Source organism: Psychromonas marina, assembly GCF_030161115.1.
Lineage (GTDB): Bacteria > Pseudomonadota > Gammaproteobacteria > Enterobacterales > Psychromonadaceae > Psychromonas > Psychromonas marina.
Genome location: NZ_BSPQ01000029.1, coordinates 1 through 848, shown reverse-complemented (window position 1 = coordinate 848; position 848 = coordinate 1). Strand labels below are relative to the sequence as shown.

The window sequence follows — 848 nt, the reverse complement described above, 5'->3', positions numbered from 1 at the left end:
CACCGTTTAGTAATATGGAAATAATGAAAGAACATCTAGCACTCATTGCAAACGCAACTGAGGTTGGCCGGCATGCTGTAGTGATAATGGATGGTGCGAGCTGGCATCAAGAATACTTAGGCGACGCATTCCCCAATTTAAGTATTATCCACATCCCGCCATACTCTCCAGAATTAAATCCAATTGAACAAGTCTGGTCATGGATGCGACAAAATTAAATTGCTAATCGCGTTTTCAGAGATTATGACGATATTGTAGAAAAATGCGCTAATGCTTGGAATCATTTCAGAAGTGACATCAATAGAGTTATTTCATTATGTTCAAGATCGTGGACTAATCTGACCAATTAATTAATGGAATTGGTATTATAAACCATTGCTGTCGAACAATTCGCCCTAGTATCACTATACGTATTGGCCAGTCGAAACGTGAACCATCTGAGAATGATGATTAATCATTTCTTGCTGCCCCATATAGTGGGCCAATGTCCTCTAAGCGCTAAAACGAAAAAATGAGTTTCAACTGTAGGTCGGTCTTTAGGCCGACAATTGGGCGAAGCACGATATGCACTTTCTATTTTGGAGGTTTTTTGATACGCAGAGGCGCTTGTCGATGGGTGGACATTGCTCATGAACCTGTGTTGTCGCACAATTCGCCCTACTATCCCATGATTTGATACTACCTACGGCAGACTGTCCACCTTCCCATGCGAGAGTAGGTCTCATTTATCAAGTGGCTAAAACGAAAAAATCCCTGCTGACGTCAGTCAACAGGGATTTTTCGTATTAGGCGCTTGGCGATGACCTACTCTCACATGGGGAGACCCCACACTACCATCGGCGCAACTG

At 42.9% G+C, this 848-nt stretch carries 1 pseudogene; it reads left to right on the top strand.

The window, feature by feature from the left end:
- Positions 1-350 (top strand): annotated as a pseudogene (locus QQK09_RS18955) (transposase); the annotation flags it as partial.
- Between the last annotated feature and the right edge of the window lie 498 nt (positions 351-848).